This is a genomic window from Amycolatopsis acididurans (assembly GCF_012328925.1).
GTDB classification, from domain to species: Bacteria; Actinomycetota; Actinomycetes; order Mycobacteriales; family Pseudonocardiaceae; genus Amycolatopsis_E; species Amycolatopsis_E acididurans.
This window is the reverse complement of the sequence record NZ_JAAXLS010000009.1, coordinates 125,677-144,542: the sequence shown is the minus strand read 5'-3', so window position 1 is coordinate 144,542 and position 18,866 is coordinate 125,677. Positions and strand designations below refer to the sequence as shown.

At 68.7% G+C, this 18,866-nt stretch carries 21 protein-coding genes and 1 pseudogene; 9 read left to right on the top strand and 13 right to left on the bottom strand.

Annotated elements, in window-relative coordinates; genetic code table 11:
* Positions 1–47 precede the first annotated feature (47 nt).
* Entirely contained in the window at positions 48–236 is a 189-nt protein-coding gene (locus HFP15_RS16275; protein ID WP_168516330.1) for a ferredoxin, read from the bottom strand.
* A 14-nt stretch (positions 237–250) separates the two neighbouring features.
* Positions 251–1,057 (bottom strand): SDR family NAD(P)-dependent oxidoreductase, encoded by an 807-nt coding sequence (locus tag HFP15_RS16270; protein ID WP_210717336.1) that lies wholly within the window; start codon positions 1,055–1,057, stop codon positions 251–253.
* A 164-nt stretch (positions 1,058–1,221) separates the two neighbouring features.
* Between HFP15_RS16270 and HFP15_RS16265 the strand changes: the two genes are divergently transcribed.
* Positions 1,222–2,928 carry an N-acyl-D-amino-acid deacylase family protein gene (locus tag HFP15_RS16265; RefSeq protein ID WP_168516326.1) on the top strand — a complete coding sequence of 569 codons (1,707 nt, stop codon included), beginning with the start codon at positions 1,222–1,224 and terminating at the stop codon, positions 2,926–2,928.
* Here HFP15_RS16265 and HFP15_RS16260 read toward each other — a convergent pair.
* The gene (locus HFP15_RS16260; RefSeq protein WP_168516324.1) at positions 2,915–3,682 is read right to left on the bottom strand and encodes a hotdog domain-containing protein; all 768 of its coding nucleotides are present in this window, start codon (positions 3,680–3,682) and stop codon (positions 2,915–2,917) included. The genes HFP15_RS16265 and HFP15_RS16260 overlap by 14 nt on opposite strands.
* A 116-nt stretch (positions 3,683–3,798) precedes the next feature.
* On the opposite strand from HFP15_RS16260, the gene HFP15_RS16255 reads away from it, so the two are divergent.
* Positions 3,799–4,986 carry a thiolase family protein gene (locus HFP15_RS16255; protein WP_168516322.1) on the top strand — a complete coding sequence of 396 codons (1,188 nt, stop codon included), beginning with the start codon at positions 3,799–3,801 and terminating at the stop codon, positions 4,984–4,986.
* Here the strand turns inward: HFP15_RS16255 and HFP15_RS16250 are convergent.
* Both HFP15_RS16250 and HFP15_RS16245 read right to left on the bottom strand, forming a co-directional pair.
* Entirely contained in the window at positions 4,983–5,366 is a 384-nt protein-coding gene (locus tag HFP15_RS16250; RefSeq protein WP_168516320.1) for a nuclear transport factor 2 family protein, read from the bottom strand. The two genes, HFP15_RS16255 and HFP15_RS16250, sit on opposite strands and share 4 nt — an antisense overlap.
* A complete protein-coding gene (locus tag HFP15_RS16245; RefSeq protein WP_168516318.1) occupies positions 5,366–6,040 on the bottom strand; it encodes a TetR/AcrR family transcriptional regulator in 675 nt (224 codons plus the stop codon). Before HFP15_RS16245 ends, HFP15_RS16250 begins: the two co-directional genes overlap by 1 nt.
* Positions 6,041–6,233: 193 nt before the next feature.
* Here HFP15_RS16245 and HFP15_RS16240 point away from each other — a divergent pair, with 193 nt between their 5' ends.
* Complete coding sequence (locus HFP15_RS16240; RefSeq protein WP_168516316.1) at positions 6,234–7,388, top strand: aromatic ring-hydroxylating oxygenase subunit alpha; 1,155 nt, start codon at positions 6,234–6,236, stop codon at positions 7,386–7,388.
* A gap of 87 nt (positions 7,389–7,475) precedes the next feature.
* On the opposite strand, the gene HFP15_RS16235 is transcribed toward HFP15_RS16240, so the two are convergent.
* Entirely contained in the window at positions 7,476–8,960 is a 1,485-nt protein-coding gene (locus tag HFP15_RS16235) for an aldehyde dehydrogenase family protein (RefSeq protein ID WP_168516314.1), read from the bottom strand.
* 113 nt (positions 8,961–9,073) lie between these two features.
* On the opposite strand from HFP15_RS16235, the gene HFP15_RS16230 reads away from it, so the two are divergent.
* Genes HFP15_RS16230 through HFP15_RS42820 form a run of 3 tightly spaced genes read left to right on the top strand, consistent with a single transcriptional unit; the run spans position 9,074 to position 12,070 of the window.
* The gene (locus HFP15_RS16230; RefSeq protein ID WP_210717335.1) at positions 9,074–10,294 is read left to right on the top strand and encodes a cytochrome P450; all 1,221 of its coding nucleotides are present in this window, start codon (positions 9,074–9,076) and stop codon (positions 10,292–10,294) included.
* Complete coding sequence (locus tag HFP15_RS16225) at positions 10,295–11,515, top strand: CaiB/BaiF CoA transferase family protein (protein WP_168516312.1); 1,221 nt, start codon at positions 10,295–10,297, stop codon at positions 11,513–11,515.
* A 21-nt stretch (positions 11,516–11,536) separates the two neighbouring features.
* Positions 11,537–12,070 carry a hypothetical protein gene (locus tag HFP15_RS42820; RefSeq protein WP_246271740.1) on the top strand — a complete coding sequence of 178 codons (534 nt, stop codon included), beginning with the start codon at positions 11,537–11,539 and terminating at the stop codon, positions 12,068–12,070.
* An 86-nt stretch (positions 12,071–12,156) separates the two neighbouring features.
* On the opposite strand, the pseudogene HFP15_RS42815 reads toward HFP15_RS42820, so the two are convergent.
* A pseudogene (locus tag HFP15_RS42815) lies at positions 12,157–12,519 on the bottom strand (DoxX family protein); the annotation flags it as partial.
* Here HFP15_RS42815 and HFP15_RS16215 point away from each other — a divergent pair.
* Positions 12,505–12,903, top strand: coding sequence for a roadblock/LC7 domain-containing protein (locus HFP15_RS16215; RefSeq protein WP_246271739.1), 399 nt, complete (start codon positions 12,505–12,507; stop codon positions 12,901–12,903). The pseudogene HFP15_RS42815 and the gene HFP15_RS16215 sit on opposite strands and share 15 nt — an antisense overlap.
* Here the strand turns inward: HFP15_RS16215 and HFP15_RS16210 are convergent.
* Positions 12,891–13,916 (bottom strand): glycoside hydrolase family 113 protein, encoded by a 1,026-nt coding sequence (locus tag HFP15_RS16210; RefSeq protein ID WP_168516308.1) that lies wholly within the window; start codon positions 13,914–13,916, stop codon positions 12,891–12,893. The two genes, HFP15_RS16215 and HFP15_RS16210, sit on opposite strands and share 13 nt — an antisense overlap.
* A 53-nt stretch (positions 13,917–13,969) precedes the next feature.
* Between HFP15_RS16210 and HFP15_RS16205 the strand changes: the two genes are divergently transcribed.
* Entirely contained in the window at positions 13,970–14,593 is a 624-nt protein-coding gene (locus tag HFP15_RS16205) for a TetR/AcrR family transcriptional regulator (RefSeq protein WP_246271738.1), read from the top strand.
* Here HFP15_RS16205 and HFP15_RS16200 read toward each other — a convergent pair.
* The 4 genes from HFP15_RS16200 to HFP15_RS16185 form a co-directional block, all read right to left on the bottom strand.
* Entirely contained in the window at positions 14,581–15,429 is an 849-nt protein-coding gene (locus HFP15_RS16200) for a DUF2127 domain-containing protein (protein WP_168516306.1), read from the bottom strand. The genes HFP15_RS16205 and HFP15_RS16200 overlap by 13 nt on opposite strands.
* A 301-nt stretch (positions 15,430–15,730) precedes the next feature.
* Positions 15,731–16,327, bottom strand: coding sequence for an STAS domain-containing protein (locus HFP15_RS16195; protein ID WP_312871615.1), 597 nt, complete (start codon positions 16,325–16,327; stop codon positions 15,731–15,733).
* Between the two features lie 114 nt (positions 16,328–16,441).
* On the bottom strand, positions 16,442–16,957 hold the full coding sequence (locus tag HFP15_RS16190) for an rRNA adenine N-6-methyltransferase family protein (protein WP_168516302.1): 516 nt from the start codon (positions 16,955–16,957) through the stop codon (positions 16,442–16,444).
* Positions 16,954–18,075 carry an NsdA family TPR-like regulatory protein gene (locus tag HFP15_RS16185; RefSeq protein WP_168516300.1) on the bottom strand — a complete coding sequence of 374 codons (1,122 nt, stop codon included), beginning with the start codon at positions 18,073–18,075 and terminating at the stop codon, positions 16,954–16,956. The genes HFP15_RS16190 and HFP15_RS16185 overlap by 4 nt, the downstream gene beginning before the upstream one ends.
* A 259-nt stretch (positions 18,076–18,334) precedes the next feature.
* Here HFP15_RS16185 and HFP15_RS16180 point away from each other — a divergent pair, with 259 nt between their 5' ends.
* Positions 18,335–18,538, top strand: coding sequence for a hypothetical protein (locus HFP15_RS16180; protein WP_168516077.1), 204 nt, complete (start codon positions 18,335–18,337; stop codon positions 18,536–18,538).
* On the opposite strand, the gene HFP15_RS16175 is transcribed toward HFP15_RS16180, so the two are convergent.
* Positions 18,519–18,863 (bottom strand): GntR family transcriptional regulator, encoded by a 345-nt coding sequence (locus HFP15_RS16175; protein ID WP_312871614.1) that lies wholly within the window; start codon positions 18,861–18,863, stop codon positions 18,519–18,521. The genes HFP15_RS16180 and HFP15_RS16175 overlap by 20 nt on opposite strands.
* Positions 18,864–18,866: the final 3 nt, after the last annotated feature.

Here is an 18,866-nt window from a genome sequence, read left to right as displayed (position 1 = left end):
CGAAAAAGCTCGCCCCGGCGCGGCGGCCGGGGCGAGCTTCACTCGTGTCAGTTGACGGTGATGGCGCGTTCCGGGCAGTTCTCCGCGGCCTCGCGCACCTTCGTCTCCAGTTCGGCCGGGATCTCCGCCGCGGCCACGTGCCCGTGCCCTTCCTCGTCCAGCGAGAACACCTCGGGGCAGAGCTCCCAGCAGCGCGCGTGCCCCTGGCAGACGTCCGGATCGACTACCGCTTTCATGACTCTCCCTTGAATCAGTAGGTGGCGGACAGTGCCCATGGGCCGTCCGGGAACGGCCTGCCGAACGACTCCATGCTGTAGACGATCTGCCCGGTCGCGGTGTCCGGCGCGGACGTGCACAGCCGCAGGGCCGCGTCGGCCATCGCGTCGCCCGGTTCGACCGGGGCGTTCTCGGGCGTGTGCGGCGAGACCACGGCGACGCCGGGTGTCATCACCAGCCCGGAGGTGCCGAGGGAGTTAACGCTCACTCCCGTACCGTACAGCTCCGCGGCCAGGCCCGTGGTGAGGCGGTCGAGCGCGGACTTGCACATGCCGTAGGGCACGCAGCCGTCCTTGGCCCAGTCCGGGTACGGCGGCCCCATCGGATGCCTGGCCTGTTTCGAGGTGATGTTGACGATCCAGCCCCGGCGCCGTTCGACCATCCCGCGCGCGGCGAGCTGGCACAGCCGGAACGGGGCGTGCACCATGAGCTGCAGCATCACGCCGAAGCGGCTCGTGGTGATCTCCAGCGCGGGCCCGTAGAAGTTCACCCCGGCGTTGTTCACCAGCGTGTCCACCGGCCCGAGTGCCTCTTCCGCGCGGGCCACGACCGTCTCCACGTCCTCGGGGGAGGTGAGGTCGGCCTGGATCGCCTCCGCCTTGCCGCCACTGGAGCGGATGCGCTCGACGACCTCCTCGATCGATCCCGGAAGGCGTGACGTGCCGGGAAGGGCCGTGCGCGCGACGAGCGCGACGGAAGCGCCTTCCCCCGCGATCCGTTCGGCGATGCTCTGCCCGATACCGCGGCTCGCGCCGGTGACGATCGCGACGCGGCCATCCATTGATCCCAAGTGCACTCCCGGTTTCTGCGTGCGGAGCCGGACCCGGACGACCACTCTAGCAAAGTGAGTGCATACTTTTTAAGCGATGACAGCCCGGCCGCGACGGACTATGGTGGGTGAGCATGTGCTCAGTTGTACGGCCGCCGTCGGGAAGGACGTGAACCATGCACGACATCGTGATCCGGCACGGTGAGGTGGCCGACGGCACCGGCTCGACGCCGCGGCGTGCGGACGTGGCCATCGACGGCGACCGGATCACCGAGGTCGGCATCGTCGGCGAACGGGGAAGGCGCGAGATCGACGCGTCCGGCAGGCTGGTGACGCCGGGCTTCATCGACGTGCACACGCATCTGGACGCGCAGCTGTTCTGGGACCCGATGGCCACGCCGTCGTGCTACCACGGCATCACCACGGTGGTGATGGGCAACTGCGGCGTCACCTTCGCGCCGGTCCGGCCGGGGCAGGAGGGCTACCTCGCCGGGATGATGGAGTCCGTTGAGGACATTCCCGCCGACACCATCATGGCAGGCCTCGACTGGGGCTGGCAGACCTACGGCGAGTACCTGAAAGCCCTGGGACAGCGGGAACTCGGCGTCAACGCCGGTGGCCTGGTCGGCCACTGCGCGCTGCGCTACCACGTGATGGGGGAGCGCGGTATCGAGGCCGAGCCCGCGACAGCCGACGACATCACCGCGATGGCCGCGCTCGTCGGCGAGGCGATGGACAACGGCGCTCTCGGCTTCTCCACGTCCAGGACGTTCATGCACACCGTGCCCGACGGCCGCCCGGTGCCGGGAACCTTCGCCCTGCCTGATGAACTGTCCGCGATCGGCGGTGTGCTCGCCGACCGCGGCCGGGGCACGTTCCAGGTCGTGCCGCGCATCGGCGAGCGCGACGGTGCCGACCGGCGGAACTCGCGCGCCGAGATGGCCTGGATGGAACAGGTCAGCCGGGATTCGGGGCGGCCGCTGGCGTTTTCCATCATGCAGAGTGACCGGCGGCCCGGGCTGTGGTCCTGGGTGATGGACGAGGTGCGCGAGGCCCGCGGCCGGGGCGCCGACGTGCGCCCGATGACCGCCGTCCGCGGCAGCGCCATCGTCTACGGGCTGGTCAGCCGCACCCCCTACGACGCCCTGCCCGGATGGGCCGGGCTGATGGGCAAACCACTGGACGAACGGCTCGCGGCGCTCGCGGACGAGTCGTTCCGCGCGCGCCTGATCGCCGAGGCGGAACGGCCGGTGGAGGCGAAGGGGCCGCTGGCGCCCAAGGATCCGGCGAAGATGTACCTGATGCCGCCGGGTTCGGCCGACTACGACGTGAGCGAGGACAACAGCCTCGCCGCCGAAGCCGCGCGGCGGGGTACCAGCGCGGCCGCGGCGTTCGTCGCCTACCTCATCGAAACCGGCGGTCTCGGCCTGCTGTACTACCCGGTGCTCAACCAGGATCTCGACGCGGTCGCCGCGATGATCACGAACCCGGACGTGGTCGTGGGCGTCGCCGACGCCGGGGCGCACGTCGCGCTGACCATGGACGCGGGCAACTCGACGTTCCTGCTCAGGCACTGGGTGCGGGACAAGGCAGTCCTCGACATCGGCCGGGCGATCAGGAAACTCACCGTGGAAGCGGCCGATCTGTGGGGAATCGCCGACCGCGGCGTGCTCCGGCCGGGTGCCTTCGCCGATGTCAACGTGCTGGACCTGGACAATCTTTACCTGCACACGCCGGAGATGCTGACCGACTTCCCGCTCGGCGCGCACCGGTTTTCCCAGCGTGCCAGGGGTTATGACTACACCATGGTCAACGGCCGCGTGCTCGTCGACCACGACGAGCTGACCGGCGAACTCGCCGGACGCCTCGTCACGCCGGGCTGACCGGCAGCGCCCGCGTCGTCGCGAGCACCACGATGCGGTCCTCGCCGCCCTCGTCGCGCACTTCGACGCTCGCGAGGTCGCCGTGCAGCGACGCCGTGGCGACCGCGGGGCCGATCCTGGCCGGGCGTGTGTAGCGCATAGCCAGTGACAGCAACGTGCTGCCGGGTGTGAGCGACAACGCGGCTTCCTCGACGGCGAGCGCGATGAGCCCGCCGTTGATCGTGCCGGAGGAGTTGAGCCCGTCCTCGGAGCGGGGGAGTGCGGCCACGCCCGGCGCGCGCCGCACGCACCGGGCGCGTTCGGCGAACGGCATCCTCAGGCGCGGCGCCGGGCCGCGGTTTTCCAGGCGCAGGTTGTCCAGCGGGGGCATGGTCAGCGAGATGTCGGGTGCGGCCATGAACGACGCCGTGCTCATCGCGACGGGCTCGCCGTCGCCGGTGGTGAAGTCGACACTCACGACGATCACCGACCGCCCGGCCTTCACGATCCGCCCGTTCGCCCGCACGCGCTCGTACCGCACGGGTTCGCGGTAGAGATCGACCGACAGTTCGAGCGTGACCGGCACGCGGGGCGCGATGAGCCGCGCCACGAGCAGCCCGGCGACCTGATCGGCCCACGCGGCCAGGATCGACGTGCGCACGAGATCGGTGCCGGGCGTGTGCATCTCCGGCACGATCGCGGCGGCGCCGCGCAGTTCGTCGCCGGCGAGTTCCAGGCTCAGGCCCAGTTCCCGGCCGATGTGGGTGCGGCTCATGCGCTGCTCGCTTTCTCCGCTGCGGTGTCTGGGAGCAATCTTGCCATCGACGCCGCCGAGGTGGATGCGTTAATCTCGTTGTAAGTGATTACTCATTTAGGACGAGGTGACGGTTGATGCGCGGGGAAGCGGTGATCGTCGCGGGTGCCCGTACCGCGATCGGGACGGCGTACAAGGGCTCGCTGGCCGATGTCGGCGCGTTCGAGCTCGGCACGGCGGCGGTCAAGGAGGCACTGCGGCGTTCGGGAATCGAACCCGGGCTCGTGGACGACGTGGTGCTGGGCGAATCGCTCTACGGCGGCGGAGCGATCGGCCGGTACGTCGCGATCGAAGCGGGCCTGGTGGATGCGCCGGGGATCGCGCACAACCGGCACTGCGCGTCCGGGCTGTCCGCCGTGCAGACCGCCGCCTCGTCGATCATCGCGGGAATGGACCGCGTCGTGGTCGCGGGCGGTGTGCAATCGAGTTCGACCATGCCGAAGGCGAGCCGTCGCGTACCGGGCACCGACGACTGGGAGGACGACTGGCTCGCGCCCAGCCACCGGGAGACGCCGGACGCGCCGATCGCGGACATGAGCATCACCGTCGGCTGGAACACCGCGGCGAAGGCCGGTGTTTCCAGGCAGGAGATGGACGCCTGGGCGTTTCGCTCCCATCAGCGCGCGATCGCGGGCATCGACGCCGGCAGTTTCGCCGACGAGATCGTGCCCATCGAGGTCACCCGCCGCGACGGGACGACGTTCACCTTCGCGGTCGACGAGCACCCCCGGCGCGGTTCGACGCTGGAGAAACTCGCCTCGCTCACACCGCTGCATCCCGAGATCGACGGGTTCAGCATCACCGCGGGCAACGCGGCGGGCGTGAACGACGCCGCCGGCGCCGTCGTCGTGGCGGACCGCGAATTCACCGAGCGGCGCGGGCTCGAACCGCTGGCCGTGGTGCGAGCCTGGGCCTCGGTCGGGGTGCCGCCCGCCGAGACCGGGCTCGCCCCCGCGCCGGCGATCGAGAAGGCGCTCGGCCGGGCGGGCCTCGGCGTGGGCGACATCGCGCTCTGGGAGATCAACGAGGCGTTCGCGTCGGTCGCCGTCGCCGCGACGAAGGCGCTGGGCCTGGACGATAATCTCGTCAACGTCCTCGGCAGCGGTTGCAGCCTCGGGCATCCGGTCGCGATGACCGGCACGCGGATGGTGCTCACCCTGACCCACGAACTGCGCCGCCGCGGCGGTGGCACCGGCGTCGCGGCGATGTGCGCCGGCGGAGGCATGGCCTCCGCACTCGTGCTCGAGGTGCCCGCCCCGCGCTAAGCCAGCGTCGCCAGCAGCAGATGCGTGTCCTGCTGGAAGACCCGGATCTCGGACACGAGACCGTCGGTGACGGAGAACAGCTCCACCACATCGACCGTGGCCGCGCGGCCGGTTTCCTTCGCCGTCCACGTCTGCGTGGTCACCTGCACCACCGAATCCCCGCAGCCGAGGATGCGGGGATCGGTGATGGTGCGCTCCCAGAGCCGGCCGAACTCCGCGCCCATCGCGGCCACCCCGTCGTGCCCGGTGTGCCATCCGCCGTGCGGCAGGGAAGCGGGCTGCTCGATCCGGATCCCGGGATGGAACAGCCGCATCGCGCCCGCGCCGTCGCCCTCGGCGAAGCGGCGCGCCAGTTCCGTGACGACGTCGAACCCGGTCATCAGCGCTTGCGCCGGTTCGGCCGGATGGTGGGGAAAAAGCCCTGCACGGTGCCTTGGGAGATCAGGTCCAGCGCGCGCTCGCGGTCGAAACGCTTGCCGTGCTTGCCTTCCAGCGCCTGCATCAGCGCCATGCCCATGACCGCGCGCGCGGAGATGTCCGGCGACTCGAACGGGAAACCGTAGCGATCCTCGACCTCGCGCCACGCCTCGGCGAGGCGGTCCATCGCGACCGCGAAGTTCTCCCGGTAGAAGCGGCGAGCCACCTGTGGGTCGCCGAAGAGCACCAGGCCCAGCAGCGGCAGCACTTCTTCCAGTGTCGCGATCAGCTGGCGGTACAGGCCCTTGAGGGTGTCGAGCTGCCGTTGCGGTGTCAGCGGTTCGTCGCGGTCGACGATCGCGGTCGCGGCGACGAGTTCGTCCACCGCGCTCTTCAGCGGCTCCACGACGGCCTCGAAGAACAGCTGGTCCTTGCTCTCGAAATGCCGGTAGATCACGCCTTCGCTGATGCCGCTGTGCTCGGCGATCATCTTGATGGTGGTGCCGTTCATGTCTCCGGTCTCGGAGAAGGCACGTCGCGCCGCTGCGAGAATGGAGCTCTTGCGGGCCTCCGCGGTGAGCCGCCGGCGCACCGGCTGCTCGGCGGGTTTGGCCGCGCGGGTCGCCGATTTAGCCACGTTTCCTCCCCGATACCGGAACACTGAGTGGGTACACACTTATATCGTAGAGCGCCATCGCGGTTGTTGTTCGCTCACCTTCCAAACCGCCTGGTCGCAACGGGGTGGCGGGGAATCCCGATCATCCTTGCGGAGTGAGTGATTACTGTCTAAGCTGCGAAAAGGCCACGTCGTCCCGATGAAGGGAGTAACCGTGGACAGGGAAGCTCTCGAACACAGCCTGGCCCGCCGGCTGCTGGAGCACATCGAAGCCCGCACCACCGATTTCGCCGACGGCGTGCTCGAACTGCCGACCGGCATCTACTCCCAGGCCCGCCAGGACGAAGAGCTGGAAGTGCTCTTCCGCGGCAGGCCGCTGGTGCTGTGTCTGTCGGGCGCGCTGCCGAAACCGGGCTCCTACCGCACGGTCGACATGTGCGGCACGCCGATCCTGCTGACCCGCAGCGAGCAGGGGAAGGTGCGGGCGCTGGCCAATGTGTGCCGGCATCGCGGCGTCCGCGTCGCCGACGGCTCGGGTGAGGCGAAGCGGTTCACCTGTCCCTTCCACGCCTGGACCTACGATCTGGACGGGGATCTCGTCGCCATTCCGGTCGACGAGGGCTTCGCGGGAATGTGCAAACAGGACAAAGGGCTCGTCGAACTGCCGGTCGCCGAGGGCTACGGGCTGATCGTCGGCCGCCTGCGTCCGGGTCCGCCGGTGGACATCGACGACTATCTCGGCCCCGGTCTGGTGGATGAGTTCGCGATGCTCGACTTCGCCGACTGGGAGCCTCACGGCGAGCCGCACGTGCATCGCGTCGGCGCCAACTGGAAGGTCACCCTCGACACCTTCCGCGAGAACTACCACTTCAAGTTCCTGCACCGGCGCACGCTCGCGAAGTACGCCTACGGCGGGGTGCTGACCTTCGACGCGTTCGGCCGGCATCTGCGCAACTGCTCGGCGCTGCGGTCCATCGACGAACTGCGCGGCACCGACGAAAGCGAGTGGGCGGACGTCACGCGCCACATCAGCCTGCAGTACGCGTTGTTCCCCAACACGAACCTGACCTTCGACGCCCGCCACGTCGAACTGTGGCAGATCCTGCCCGGCGACGCGGGCACCTCCGAGGTCGTGCACACCGCGTACCTGCGGCCGGGCCTGAGCGAGTCCGAGCGCGCCAAGGCGGTGGAAATGGCGCCGTGGATCTGCGAGACCGTGGTGGACGGCGAGGACTTCTGGGTGGCCGGGCGCACCGAGCCCGGGGTGCGCGCCGGGCTGGTCGACACCATCGTGTTCGGCCGCAACGAGCCCGCGCCGCAGCATTTGCACCGCGGCTTCGAGGAAGTGCTCGAAGCGGGGCGCGGCTGACCATCTTTCGGCTCATCGCCGTCCGCGACCGGGCGCGGGCCGCCGGCGGCCCGCGCCGCAGGCGGCTCCCATCCGGCGCGGCCGAGGCTAGTCCGTTCTGAGCCACACGGATTTCTCGTTCAAGTACTCGTCGAGCCCGTGGCGGCCCATCTCCAGACCCCAGCCGCTGGTCTTGTAGCCACCGAAGGGCACCGCGGGATCGAACAGCAGCATCGTGTTCACCCATACCGTGCCCGCCTGCAATTCCGCCGCCATCCGGTGCGCCTTGCCGACGTCACGCGTCCACACGCCCCCGGCCAGGCCGTAGTCGGTGTCGTTGGCACGGCCGATCACCTCGTCGATCGTGTCGAACGGCAGCACGCACGCGACCGGGCCGAAGATCTCCTCCCTGGCCACCCGCATGTCGTCCCGCACGTCGGCGAACACCGTTGGCTGCACGAAGAACCCGTGTGCCAGCTCACCGGTCTCGATCCGCCCGCCGCCCGCCGTCCGCCGCGCACCTTCGGCGGGCCCGAGTTCGAGGTATCCGCGCACGCGGTCGAGCTGCCGCGCCGAGACCAGCGGTCCGATCTTGGTTTCCGGATCCAGGCTGTCGCCGACCTTCAGCCGCCCGGCGAACTCCGAGACCCCCTCGACGAACTCGTCGTACACCGGCCGTTCGACATAGATCCGTGTTCCCGCACAGCAAACCTGGCCGGAGAAGGCGAACACGCCCATCGCCGCGCCGGGAATCGCGCGGTCAAGGTCGGCGTCGGCGAAGACCACGTCCGGCGATTTCCCGCCCAGTTCCAGGGACACCCGCTTCAGGTTTCCCGCCGAGGCCTTGACGATCTCCCTGCCGACCGTGGTCGATCCGGTGAAGGCGACCTTGTCGACGCCGGGATGTTCGGTCAGCGCCGCGCCCGCGGTCTCGCCGAATCCGGTGATGATGTTGACGACCCCGTCGGGAACGCCGGCCTCGGTGAGCAGTTCGCCGAGCCGCAGCGACGCCAGGCATGCCTCCTCGGCCGGTTTGAGCACCATCGTGCAGCCGGTGGCCAGTACCGGCGCGATCTTCCAGATCGCGTTGTTGACCGGGCGGTTCCACGGCACGATCGCGGCGACGACGCCCACCGGCTCCCGCAGCGTGTAGGTCAGCACCGAGCCGGGGATGGAGTTGGGCAGGGTTTCTCCGTGGATTTTCGTGGCCCAGCCCGCGAAGTACCGCAGGATGTCGGCCTCCCACGCGCGGGCACCCGGGCGGCGCTTGCCGATCGGCGCGCCCATGTCGAGGGCTTCGAGCAGGCGCAGCTCATCGAAGTCGTCCTGCACCGCGTCCGCGAAGGCCAGCAGGAGTTCCTGGCGCGCCACGGGTTTCATCCGGCGCCACGGCCCCTCGAACGCGGCACGGGCCGCGGCCACCGCCCGGTCGGCGTCGGCGGGCCCGGCCTCGGCCACGTCCGCGATCACCTCGCCGGTCGAGGGATTGACGCTCGGGAACGTCTTGCCCGACACCGCGTCCACCCACCGGCCGCCGATGAGCATCTTCGCCGGCCTGCCGCCGAGCAGGCCGGGGACGGGATCTGCGGGCATCGGGACTCCTTCGTCGCGGACCGGCGGACAAGTAAAAGAGTATTCACTTGCCATTGGAAAGTAACCGCTCACCTTGTTAGAGTGAGTCAGCTCACGACCCTGCGGGGGATTCGATGGAGAAGACGACCTCGGCGGCAGGCCCGATGCCTGACGACTGGTGCGCGCACCGGTTCGACCACCTGTCCGCGGAGCTGGCCGCGAACATGCCGGAAACGATGGCGCGAATGCGGGAACTGTGCCCGGTGGCGCACAGCGAGGCCTACGGCGGTTTCTGGGTCGTCGCGGGCTACGAGGACGTCCTCGCCGCGGCGCAGGACTGGCGGACCTACAGCTCCGCGCACGGATTGTCGGTGACCCGCGCGCCCACCGTCGTGCGCAATCTCCCGGTCGAGGCCGATCCACCCGAGCAGCGGGTGTTCAAACGGCTCGTCAATCCCTACTTCACGCCGGCCGTCGTCGCCGGCTGGACGAAGCCGGCACGGGCCCTGGTCGGCAGGCTGCTGGACGAGTTTCTCGACGACGGCGCCTGCGAGTTCATGGACGCCTTCGCCCGGCCGTTTCCCAGCCTCGCCTTCTTCGAACTCGTGCTCGGCGCCCCGCCCGCCGAGGTGCCGCGCGTGGCCCACCTCGCCTCGCGGTCCTCCGTACCGAACCATCCCGAGGCCCGCGAATGCTGGCTGGGGCTCTACGACTGGATCAAGGACTTCATCGCCGCGCGTCGCGAGCAGCCGCCGCGCGGCGATGTGGTGGACGCGGTGCTCGGCGCGGTCATCGACGGCCGTCCCATCACCGACGACGAGATCATCGGCACGGTGCAGCTGCTGATCCTCGGCGGCCTGGAGACCACGGCGGGCGCGCTCGGCCTGATGTTCCACCGGTTCTGCCGCGAACCGGAAATCCCCGCTCTGCTGCGCGCGCGGCCCGAGCTGATTCCGCGTGCCGTCGAGGAACTGCTGCGGCTCGATCCGCCGTTCGTGTCGGTGGGCCGCACCGTGGTGCGTGACGCGGAACTCGGTGGCAGGACGGTCAAGGAGGGCGACAAGGTCCTGATCCACTGGGCCTCGGCCAACCGGGACGCCGCGGAATTCGCCGATCCGGACACCTTCGATCCCGGCCGCGAGCGCAACCGGCACTTCGCGTTCGGCGTCGGACCGCACCGCTGCGCCGGTTCGAACCTGGCGCGGCTGAACCTGCGCGTGGCGCTGGAGGAGACGCTGCGCCGGATGGACGACATCGCCCTCGCCGATGACACCGAGGTCCGGTTCCACGCGGGGCTCACCCGCTCGCCGCTCGCGCTGCCGATCGTTTTCACCGTCCGAACAGGAACGTCCTAAGTGGAGCCGGGTCCGTTGTCCGGCGTCCGCGTCGTCGAGGTCGCCACGCACGTGTTCGTCCCGATGTCCGGCGCCGTGCTCGCCGAATGGGGCGCGGAGGTCGTCAAGATCGAGCACCCCGGGACGGGTGATCCGTACCGGGGCCTGGTGACCGCCGGGCTGCACAAGACGCACCACGGGGTCGATGTGCAGTTCCAGGCAGCGAACCGGGGCAAGCGATCGGTCGGGCTCGACCTGAAGCGGCCGCAAGGCCGGTCGCTGCTGGGCAGGCTCCTGGTCACCGCGGACGTCTTCCTCACCAACCTCCGGCCGGCCGGGCGGCAGCGCCTGTCGGTGGACGTCGCCGACGTGCGGGCCGACAACCCCGCGCTCGTCTACGTGCTCGGCAGTGCCTTCGGCCCGGACGGACCGGACGCCGGTCGCGGCGGCTACGACGCCGGGGCCTACTGGGCGCGCAGCGGGATGCAGCAACTGCACCACGGTGGCGACGGCGGCTGGCCCTCGCCGCCGCGGACCGCGTTCGGCGACGTGGTCGGCGGGCTGACGATGGCGGGCGCGGTCAGCGCCGCGCTCTACCGGCGGGCCACCACCGGTGTGCCGTCGGTGATCGACTCGTCACTGCTCGCCGCCGGGATGTGGCAGGTGCAGATGGACCTGGTCAACGCCAGCATCGACAAAGCGTCACCGTCGTGGCCGCCGCCGGATCGGTACCAGGCGTGGAATCCGCTGATGCTGCCGTACCGCACCGCGGACGACCGCTTCATCGTGCTGCAGATGCTGGCTCCCGACCGGCACTGGCCCGATCTGTGCGCGCTGCTCGGGAAGCCGGAGATGGCCTGGGATTCCCGGTTCGCCGACATCGACGCGCGCCGGCGGAACGCGCGCGCGTGCATCGAATGGCTCGACGAGGTGTTCGCGGGGCGGGACTTCGCGCAGTGGCGGCGGGCGCTGGCCGGGTTCCCGGGGGAGTGGGCGCCCTCGCTGCGGCCGCACGAAGTGGGCGAGGACGAGCAAGTACGGGCCAACGCCTACCTCGCCGAGGCCGACCTCGGCGGCGGCCGGGCTGTGCCGATGGTGCCCGTACCCGCCCGCTTCGACGGAATTCGTGCGACACCCGCGCGGGCGCCCGAACACGGCGAGCACACCGAATCGGTACTGCTCGGCCTGGGCCTGACGTGGGAGGAGCTGGCCGCGCTCAAGCAGTGCGGGGCAATTCTGTAGTCCTCACCGGAGGGAGACACCATGGGTGCTGCATCCTTCGACCGGCGCACGGTCATCGGCCCGACGGCGCATCTGGCCAGGAGCCGGCCGCTGCGGCACCGGGTCGTCGTCGCGGGCGCGAGCCTGGCCGACGTGCTGCGTTCCGCGGGCGGCTGGTTGTTCGACGAGGCCATGGACGGCAGTGACGTGATGGTGCTGGTGCCCGGGGGCGCGGACTTGCTGCCGCTGCGGATCCTCGGCGCGCGCGGCGGTGATCTCGCGGCCGCGCTGAGCTCGCCGGTGCGTGGGCCGCGGCCGCATTCGCTCGCCGTGTCGGCCGAGGTCTACCAAGCCCAGCCGCGGATGCGGTGGCTGGTGCACAGGTCGCTGGAACACGGGCTGACCGAGGTCCGGCTGTGGGGCGGGCGGCCGGAGTCCGGTGAGGAGCCGGTCTGTCACCGGCTGAGCAGGGCCGCGTGCGCGTTCAAGGCCAGTGCGCTCGTCGCCGCGTCGGTACCGGTGGAGCGGCTCGCGGCCACCGAGCTGTTCCGCAACGGCGATCTGGTTCCCGCCTGAATTGCTTCGGCCTTCACGCAGACTGTCCCCTTCGGACTGGGCGGCAGGCCACCGATCGCGATCGAACGGACACCGAACGCGAACGTGAGCATGACCGAGATCACCGCCCTGCACGGCACTGACGTGCAACGGCCGAAAGTCAATAACGATCCGGCGCCGGTTTCTGTGACGGCGGGAAGTCGGGCCTGTAACGTGCGAAGGCGCAGGCCGGGCCCGGAGAACCAGCCGGCGGTACCCGCGATTCCGCCACCGCCGCCCCAGTGGTTGACTCCGTGCGCGATTATCGTGACCCCTACGATCAGCCGGATAAGGAGCACCGCGACCGTGACGTCCACTGGGCTCACTTCCCCTCTCGCCCGCGCACCTCGAACCTCGGTGAGTAAGCGATTGCTCGTCGAGGATGACCGGGCATCGGGCCACGGCGAGGTGGTCCGATGACACGCGGTCATGCCGTCGGTTTCGGGGGACCACTGGACGAGCTCGCCGCGCGCGTGCGCGGTGTGGTGCATGCGCTCGCGGTGTCGCCGGCGGGTCTGGTCATGATGAGCTCCAGCCGGCTGCCGGTCGACCGGGCCGACGTGCTCGCGGCCACCGCGTCCAGCCTGCTGAGCCTGACCCAGGGCGTGGCCAGGCAGTTCCAGGCGGGCGGGGTCACCGAGACCGTGGTCCGGATGGACCGGGGGACCCTCATCGTGATGCCGATGCGTGGCGAGGCCTGCCTCGTGGTGCTCGCCACGCCGGACTGCGAGCTCGGTCAGGTCGCCTACGAGATGGCGGTGCTGGCCGAACGGTGGCGGCCGATGTCCACTATGGACAATCGTCAGGGGCGATAGTACTCCGCGACCGCGCGGAAGGCGGCCTTGGGCTCCCACGGCAGGTCCGGATAGGTGTCCCCGGTGCCGTGCTCGAGCATCTTGACGATGGCCGGGCTGCCCAGGTCGAGGTCCTGGCGCGGATCGCCGCTCGGCCGGTGCGTGAAGCCGTCGAGTGCCAGCAGGAACACGAACGTCGCCTCGACGCCGCCGGCGTCGAAGATCTCCAGTAGCTCGCGCAGGTAGGTGGCCTGGCCCTGCTCGTCACGTTCGTACTCGCCGTCCAGCCGCAGCGGCGCACCCGTGCGCTTGTCGTACTCGACGATCTCCATGCAGCGTCCGCCCAGGTCTGCGGCCCCGCGGCGCGCCGTGGTGCCGAACTCGGTGATCGCCACCGGTTTGCCCTGCGCGACAAGGGCTCGCACACCGTCGGCGAACTGGCCGGCGGTCTCGGCCGTGCGGTAGAGATCCGCGCTCACGATGTCGAAGGGCGCCCAGTCGACGCGTTCGAGCGGGATGGCGGCGTAGGTGAGCCTGCCGCCGAAGTGTGCGCGGACCACGGTCACCGCGTCGGCGAGGAAGGCGTTGACCTTTTCGCTGACCTCGCCGATGAGTGCGGGCAGGTGATCCGGCCGCCCCAGTAGCGACCCGAGCCGTTCGTCCACCGTGTCGCCGGGCAGGAAGCCCTTCGCCATCAGGCTGAGTTCGGCGCCGGCGACGAACACGACCTCGGCGCCACGCCCGCGCAGCCGCTCCGCGCGGGCGGCGCAGTCGGCGAACAACGCGAGCATGTCCTCGGTGCCCAGTTCGAGCGGGTAGGGCGAGAACCAGACCTCCAGGCCGAGATCGGCGGCGATGTTCGCGGCCAGTTCCAGCCGCGGCGCGTCCCCGCCGATGAGTCGCACCGCGGTGCAGTGCAGATCGTCGCGGATGATCGTCAGTTCGCGTCTGACGACGTCCGGATCGAAGTGCTCCCGGGAATACCCGCCGTCGCGGACGAAACCGGTGTCGTAACTGATGCCTGTGGTTCGCATGGGACGGAGACTAGTCAGAAAAAGTGCGCGCGCGCAAGTTTGCGTGCGCGCAGTTGAACTGGAATGCTGGTGCGGTGGGGTTGCGCGAGCAGAAGAAGCAGGCGACCAGGCAGGCGCTGCGCGAGGCGGCGTTGCGGCTGGCGCTGGAGCGCGGGCCGGACAACGTGCGTGTGGACGACATCGCCGATGCGGCCGGTGTTTCGCCGCGGACGTACAACAACTACTTCCCCAGCCGGGAGCACGCGATCGTCGCGGCCGTCACCGCGGAGCGCGAAGAGCGGGTCGCGGCGGCGGTGTCCGCGCGGTCCGGGGGCGGGCTCGCGGAAGCCGTCGTCGAGGCGGTCGTGGAGCAGTACACCGACCCGAGGGAGCGGGGGAGTGAGGCGCTGCTGCTGATCACGACGCAGGCGGCCCTGCGGGAGGTCTACGTCCACACCGCGACGGCGATGGAGGATCCGCTGGCCGGCGCGCTCGCCGAGCGGATCGAGGACGCCGTCGCGGCGCGCGTGCTGGCGGCGAGTGTCGCCGCGGCGGTGCGTGTCGCGCTGGAGCAGTGGCTGCGGCCGGTCCCGAAGGCCGATGGCCTCGTCGTGGTGTCGGGCTCACTGCCCGATCTGCTGCGCGCCGCACTCGAACCGCTGGTTCCGGCGCTGGAGGCGGCAGGTCAGGTGCGCTGAACCGGCCCGGGCAGGACGTGTTCGAGCGCGGGCCAGCCCACGTCGCGGGCGCGTTCCTGGGCCTCGGCTCGCGCTCCGCCGCGCAGGCCGAACAGGCGCTTGGCGAACAGCAGGTAGGCGACGACGAGCAGGTTGACGATCAGGGTGACGATCTTCAGCGCGCTCACCCGGTGCGTCAGTTCGTACAGTTCGGGGATCAGCAGCACGGTCGTCGCGATGAAGGTCAGATATTCGGCCCATCGGCGTCCGAGCCAGAGCCCGACCGCCTCGACACCTTCCAGCAGAGCGTAGGCGGCGATGACCAACCCGATCAGGGACAGCGTCGTGCCGCGGGCGTTGAACGCCTTGGTCAGCTCGCCCAGCATGCCTTGGCCGGAACTGCCCGTCCGCCCGCCGACGCCGCCCTGGATCGCGTCGACGATGCGGAAGAACGGCCCGCTGAGCGTGGCCCGTTCCCGCGCGAACGCGAAGATCCCGATCGCCAGCACGGCGAGTACCAGGAAGTGAAGCGCGCGATCGAGCGCGATCAGCCGGAGCACGTAGCGGTCGCGGAGCAGGCGACCGCGCAGCGGGACGTCCACCTCGTCGGGTCCGGGGCAGAACTCGCGTCGCGGTTCCCCTGGCGGGAGTGGAAGCCATGCGTCGCAACGCAGGCAGCGGTGCCAGCGCAGCCCGTCCTGCTCGCGGACGACCATGGCGTCCTCGGGGCGGATCTGTGCGGCGTCGCGCCCCACCAGCACATGCCCGCGCCGGGCACAGCCGAGCAGTTCGTAGTGCAGCAGGCCGGCGCGTTTTCCTGTGCCTACCGGTGCGCGCGGGTCCTTCTCGTCGGCCATGGGATGAGGCTATCTCCCCAGCCGCGGCCGGGCACGGCGGCGAGCGTCCAATCTGGACGCCTACGACAGCGAAAAACCCTGCCTCCGCAGTGGAAGACAGGGTTCGAAGGTGGTGCGCGATACTGGGATTGAACCAGTGACCTCTACCGTGTCAAGGAACTTTCACCCTCGTTTGCGCAGGTCAGGGGCGTCATGGGCGATGATATGAGTATCCGCTGATGTCCGTGTTTGTCCGGGTTTGTGCGGCGCGATTGCTACTCAGTTGGATACTCGTAGCTTTCGCGTGCTCCTGTCCCGCGGGCTAGGAGCAATCGGCAAGCGCGTCCTCGACCGTGGCATACACGTCCAGGTCGCGTTCCAAGCCCGTGGCAAGCAGCGGTTTTGCCGCCGGGGACGACGTCGCCCCCGGCCCTGGGAGGGCGGTCACGACCGCGATGCGAGTGTGCTGCGCAGCCTGCTGATGTGCCTGGACCAGTGCGCTCAGGCCAGCCGAGCCGAAAAATGCCACCTGGGACAGGTCCACCACCAGTTGCGTGGGTTTCTCGACCAGCGCCCTGGTCAGGGCGTCCTCCAGTTGCGGCAGCGTGGCCAGATCGACCTCACCGATCACCGACAAGACCGCCACACCCCCAGCATGGCGCCGCAGTCTAAGGTCCAGGCGGTGCGCACTTTCGAAACCCTCGCCCGTGGCGTCGAGCTTGCGAGCCTCAGCGGCGGCGTGGCGTGCCGGGTCCAGTTTGTGCACGCTGCCATCACGTCGATGAAGCAGAATTTCGGCTGGTGAGCGACTCTTCGCGAGAGCCCGGATGTGATTGATCGCGTCGTCCATCCCTCGATGAGTGTCGTACTCATGGAGACCAAAGCGGCAGGCCCAACGGTCGCTGTCGAGTTCGACCACGCGAAAGGTCCACGCCATGGGGAGGAGCCTTCCTGCTGTGACGTCAGCGCGCTAGTGCCGAACGTGACATCTGAAGGGGACCAAGGTTGACAATCAGTCAGTCGCCACGGCAGCTCATCTCCCGCGTCGGGCGACGCGCACGATTCGTGACACACTCGGCTGGGGTGGCCGAAAGTCCTCGCCGCTGATGGTCGTGACCTCGCTGACGTCGAACGTCGACTGTAGCCGGGAGAAGTCTGTATGCCGACCTGCGGCGAGTACAGCGGTGCGGAACGGTAGCTCTGGAAGGATGTCAATCAGTGCTTCCGTGACGACGTTGGGCAAGTTGCCGATCAGCACGTCGTGTGGGATCAACGGCACTATCTGCAGGGCATTGCCCTGTACGACCGTGGCCTGCGGTACTTCATGTCTCAGTGTGTCGATCAGACGTGAGTCGAGTTCGACCACCGTCAATGTCCTACAGGGAGGCATGTGGCGGGCGACCGTTCCGGCTCCTGCCCCAACTTCAAGGACACTGTCATCAGGGCGGATGCCCGCAGCATCGAAGAGCATCTGAAGCTTTTCAGGGGAGACCAGGAAATACTGTTCAAAAGTGGGGTCGGCGAGCGCGCTCAGTTCGTCGTGGTTCACCATGCCTCCGTCAAGTCGGATTCGTCTAACGCTATTCCCAGCTGAGCGATTCCGCTCTCGATTTTTCCTGGAACCCTGCTGTGTGCCGCGACCCGTGCAATCGCGTCACGCAGGAGCACCTTCGTGCGTGTTGACTCGACCTCTGAAATTAGGGGGAGTAGTGACTTGATGGTCGCCTCGGCATCATCCCACAATGCCGCGTCTACTTGCGCTTGGAGCAGGTAGGCGCGATGCAGATATTGGCTCCGTGTTTCGGTTGCTGCTGTGGCTTCCACGGAATGCTCGAATTCGACGATCGCAAGGCCGTCTTGCCGCAGTGCTTGCGTGGCCATCGCCTTATGCCAAGCCAGCTCACGCTCATCGATCCACCACGCCCAGTGCGGGTCTCCTTCTTCGACGCCTTCGAGGTAGAGCGATTCAATCTCGTCAAAGAGTCCGATGGCAGATTCGTCACCAGCCTGTGCGAGTGCCCTGGCTTTCCGCGTCAAGAAGAGCGTGCGGAGTCGAGGCGAGAGCTTGTAGTTTCCAGCAAGCACGGACGTTGCGATTTGGAGTGCCTCGCCCGGTCTTCCTAGTGCTCCAGCATGCATACTTGAATTCTGAAGGGTGAGGAGTTCGATGCTCCGATCACCGGCGAGTCGCGTATAGTGCAGCGATTCGTTGTTCATGAGTCGGACCAGCTTGTGAATTTCTGCGTCGTACGCAAGCCAGCCCGTAAGCTCCGCAACCTCGCCAATAAGTGAATTGAATTCCTTTTCTAGCGAGCGCTCGTAAGCGCCGGTGCCCACAAGGTTCTGCAACGACTTAAAAAACTTGTACGACATGCGCACGATATCTGCAGCGCCGAATCGGTTGTCGAGAGCGACGAGGCGGGCTAGATCGCCACGGGCTTTGTCCAGGTAGGCCGCGTCCCCGTAGTCGGCGACCGTCGGGGCGGCAGTCGAGACGATGAGCGGTGACGGCGACGGGTCATTCTCAACCAGGCCGAGCGCATGCGGCGACGCGTTGAACACGTCACAGAGTTCCGCCTGCCACTCGGTCGCCCTTTTCTTGCCCTGCTCCCACCAGCGGTACTGGCGGAGGATGCTCTCAGGCTTCGGTGGCATCTGGTTGCGCACACGGCGCGCCCTGCTCAGTCGCCTGCACACCTCGTTCTGAGACCAGCCAGCCGCCGTCCGAGCGCGCTTGAGCTTGGTCTCCTGCTCCGCTCCGTCCCCCATGCGACTCCCTAACTACTGCGTTTTGCCTGGTCAGCGGTGGGTGAGCCGGAAGAGGTGTGATCGGCTCACCCCCGGCTCATCTACTCGGAACTCCAACTTCGGACGACTCTTGATGTCGAGGGCAAGAACAGCAGAGGGACGACGTGAGGAGATTCCGATGGGCAAGAAGGATCCGCTGCAGGCGCTAGTCGGCAACAGCGGCGGCGCGATGGGGAAGCTCGTCGGCGGAGTGATCGTGGTCGCGCTCTTGGTGATTGTGGTCAAGTTCCCCAGCGATGCGGCCCACTGGCTTAAGGAGCTTTGGGGGCTCGGCGAAGAGGTCATAAGCGGTCTCGTCAGCTTCATTCGGCAGGCGTTTTGATGGCGGCCTCGACGTCGGCGAGTCGTGTGGCCAGCTCGGCGACTGTCTCCTGCAGGTGGGCAACTGTCTCGCGCAGGTCCTCTGCACTCGCTGGCGGGGACTTGCTGACGAAGGCGCCGACCGTGGGCCGGACAACCAGCCAACCCTCATCGCGAAGCGTGCTGACGGCGCGTTGGGCCGTGTTCATGGCGACGTTGTGCTCTTTCGCCAGCTCGCGGCTGGACGGCAATTGCTGGCCGGGGGAGAGGGTGCCGTTACGGATGGCTCGACGGATGGCTTCGGCTACCTGCTCGTAGCGCGCAAGGCCCGGCTCTTCGCTCGTCACGCC

Excerpts from the sequence above, each read along its gene's own strand:
- HFP15_RS16275 (WP_168516330.1), bottom strand. The coding sequence starts at position 236 with ATGAAAGCGGTAGTCGATCCGGACGTCTGCCAGGGGCACGCGCGCTGC.
- HFP15_RS16270 (WP_210717336.1), bottom strand. The coding sequence starts at position 1,057 with ATGGATGGCCGCGTCGCGATCGTCACCGGCGCGAGCCGCGGTATCGGG.
- HFP15_RS16265 (WP_168516326.1), top strand. The coding sequence starts at position 1,222 with ATGCACGACATCGTGATCCGGCACGGTGAGGTGGCCGACGGCACCGGC.
- HFP15_RS16260 (WP_168516324.1), bottom strand. The coding sequence starts at position 3,682 with ATGAGCCGCACCCACATCGGCCGGGAACTGGGCCTGAGCCTGGAACTC.
- HFP15_RS16255 (WP_168516322.1), top strand. The coding sequence starts at position 3,799 with ATGCGCGGGGAAGCGGTGATCGTCGCGGGTGCCCGTACCGCGATCGGG.
- HFP15_RS16250 (WP_168516320.1), bottom strand. The coding sequence starts at position 5,366 with ATGACCGGGTTCGACGTCGTCACGGAACTGGCGCGCCGCTTCGCCGAG.
- HFP15_RS16235 (WP_168516314.1), bottom strand. The coding sequence starts at position 8,960 with ATGCCCGCAGATCCCGTCCCCGGCCTGCTCGGCGGCAGGCCGGCGAAG.
- HFP15_RS16230 (WP_210717335.1), top strand. The coding sequence starts at position 9,074 with ATGGAGAAGACGACCTCGGCGGCAGGCCCGATGCCTGACGACTGGTGC.
- HFP15_RS42820 (WP_246271740.1), top strand. The coding sequence starts at position 11,537 with ATGGGTGCTGCATCCTTCGACCGGCGCACGGTCATCGGCCCGACGGCG.
- HFP15_RS16215 (WP_246271739.1), top strand. The coding sequence starts at position 12,505 with ATGACACGCGGTCATGCCGTCGGTTTCGGGGGACCACTGGACGAGCTC.
- HFP15_RS16210 (WP_168516308.1), bottom strand. The coding sequence starts at position 13,916 with ATGCGAACCACAGGCATCAGTTACGACACCGGTTTCGTCCGCGACGGC.
- HFP15_RS16200 (WP_168516306.1), bottom strand. The coding sequence starts at position 15,429 with ATGGCCGACGAGAAGGACCCGCGCGCACCGGTAGGCACAGGAAAACGC.
- HFP15_RS16180 (WP_168516077.1), top strand. The coding sequence starts at position 18,335 with ATGGGCAAGAAGGATCCGCTGCAGGCGCTAGTCGGCAACAGCGGCGGC.